This window comes from Rhizobium sp. 10PS4, from assembly GCF_032464805.1.
In the GTDB taxonomy this organism is placed as follows: domain Bacteria; phylum Pseudomonadota; class Alphaproteobacteria; order Rhizobiales; family Rhizobiaceae; genus Rhizobium; species Rhizobium laguerreae.
This window is the reverse complement of the sequence record NZ_JAWDIW010000030.1, coordinates 2,501-5,000: the sequence shown is the minus strand read 5'-3', so window position 1 is coordinate 5,000 and position 2,500 is coordinate 2,501. Positions and strand designations below refer to the sequence as shown.

At 52.3% G+C, this 2,500-nt stretch carries 1 rRNA gene (only partly in view); it reads right to left on the bottom strand.

Annotation, left to right across the window (positions count from 1 at the left end):
* Positions 1–2,155, bottom strand: a 23S ribosomal RNA gene (locus RWJ89_RS33155) (it extends 726 nt beyond the left edge of the window).
* Between the last annotated feature and the right edge of the window lie 345 nt (positions 2,156–2,500).

Genomic DNA, 2,500 nt, shown 5'->3' with positions numbered 1-2,500 from the left:
TGGCTCCACGGAAACTGGCGTCCCCGCTTCAAAGCCTACCACCTATCCTACACATGCCGACACGAATGCCAGTGTAAAGCTATAGTAAAGGTGCACGGGGTCTTTCCGTCTGACCGCAGGAACCCCGCATCTTCACGGGGAATTCAATTTCACTGAGTCTATGTTGGAGACAGCGGGGAAGTCGTTACGCCATTCGTGCAGGTCGGAACTTACCCGACAAGGAATTTCGCTACCTTAGGACCGTTATAGTTACGGCCGCCGTTTACTGGGGCTTCGATTCAAAGCTTGCACCTCTCCTCTTAACCTTCCAGCACCGGGCAGGCGTCAGACCCTATACGTCGTCTTGCGACTTCGCAGAGCCCTGTGTTTTTGATAAACAGTCGCTACCCCCTGGTCTGTGCCACCCCATAATAGTTGCCTAGCATGGGGTCACGCTTCTTCCGAAGTTACGCGTGCAATTTGCCGAGTTCCTTCAACATAGTTCTCTCAAGCGCCTTGGTATACTCTACCTGACCACCTGTGTCGGTTTCGGGTACGGTCTATACGGTGGAGCTATTTCCTGGAACCGCTCCGCTGCCCATCCAATCCAATTAGAATGAACAACTTGTGCAATCCGTCACTACCACCAGGCCCACGAATATTAACGTGGTTCCCATCGACTACGCATTTCTGCCTCGCCTTAGGGGCCGGCTAACCCTGCTCAGATTAACTTTAAGCAGGAACCCTTGGTCTTTCGGCGAGAGGGTCTCTCACCCTCTTTATCGTTACTCATGTCAACATTCGCACTTCCGATACCTCCAGGAGCCCTCACGGGTCTCCCTTCATCAGCTTACGGAACGCTCCGCTACCACGTGTATTGCTACACATCCTCAGCTTCGGTGCATGGCTTCAGCCCCGTTACATTTTCGGCGCAAAGACCCTTATTTAGACCAGTGAGCTGTTACGCTTTCTTTAAATGATGGCTGCTTCTAAGCCAACATCCTGGTTGTTTTGGGATCCTCACATCCTTTCCCACTTAGCCATGACTTGGGGACCTTAGCTGGAGGTTAGGGTTGTTGCCCTTTTCACGACGGACGTTAGCACCCGCCGTGTGTCTGCCGAGTAGTACTCCCCGGTATTCGGAGTTTGGTTAGGATCAGTAAGACGGTGAGTCCCCATAGCCCATCCAGTGCTCTACCCCCGGGGGTATTCGCTCGACGCTCTACCTAAATAGATTTCGCGGAGAACCAGCTATTTCCGAGTTTGATTGGCCTTTCACCCCTAGCCACAAGTCATCCCAATCTATTGCAACAGATGCGGGTTCGGTCCTCCAGTTGGTGTTACCCAACCTTCAACCTGCTCATGGCTAGATCACTCGGTTTCGGGTCTAATGCAACAAACTATATCGCCCTATTCAGACTCGCTTTCGCTTCGCCTACACCTACCGGCTTAAGCTTGCTTGTTACACTAAGTCGTTGACCCATTATACAAAAGGTACGCCGTCACCCTTGCGGGCTCCGACTGTTTGTAGGCATCCGGTTTCAGGTTCTATTTCACTCCCCTTGTCGGGGTGCTTTTCACCTTTCCCTCACGGTACTTGTTCGCTATCGGTCATGCACGAGTACTTAGGCTTGGAGAGTGGTCTCCCCATGTTCAGACAGGATTTCTCGTGTCCCGCCCTACTCTAGGACAATCATGATATCTACGCGTACGGGGCTGTCACCCACTACGGCCGCACTTTCCAGAGCGTTCCACTTTAATCACAATTGCCACTGGCCTGGTCCGCGTTCGCTCGCCACTACTTGCGGAGTCTCGGTTGATGTCCTTTCCTGCAGGTACTTAGATGTTTCAGTTCCCTGCGTTCGCTTCTTACACCCTATGTATTCAGGTGTAGATACCTTATCACAATGCTTGGAAACCGAGCGCGTCCTTGACGCGCAGTGAGTAGTGATCAGTCGGTAGTGAGTAGTTTTCACTGCTCACTAATCACTAATTCCTACTCACTTTCGTGCCAACGGCACGCTCGATTTCCCAAGCATTTAAGGTGGGTTGCCCCATTCGGAGATCCATGGATCAAAGCTCATTCGCAGCTCCCCACGGCTTTTCGCAGCGTATCACGTCCTTCATCGCCTGTGCATGCCAAGGCATCCACCAAATGCCCTTACGACACTTAATCGTTCTCATTGCCAATGCTCATCGTCTCGTTGCCCGTTCCGAAGGAACGGCAACAGACCGGGTTACCTTTTACAACCCAGTCAATCCAACAATGCCATTAACGTGTTCGACAGGTCTGCTTTATTGGAGCTACGCCGAGCAGCTCGCTTGCAGCCTGTCTTAAGACCAGCTTCTCGAGATATGATCCGATACCGCGCGGTCAGGCAACGGTAATCCGATCGTTCATCAGACGATGCCCAAAGGCAACGAACAACGAACAATCCAGAGTGACAAGCTCCCTACCTACCTCCAGTCCTTCACCCATATCCGGCCGGCTAGGCCATCCATGGGATCATCAGAACTGGGC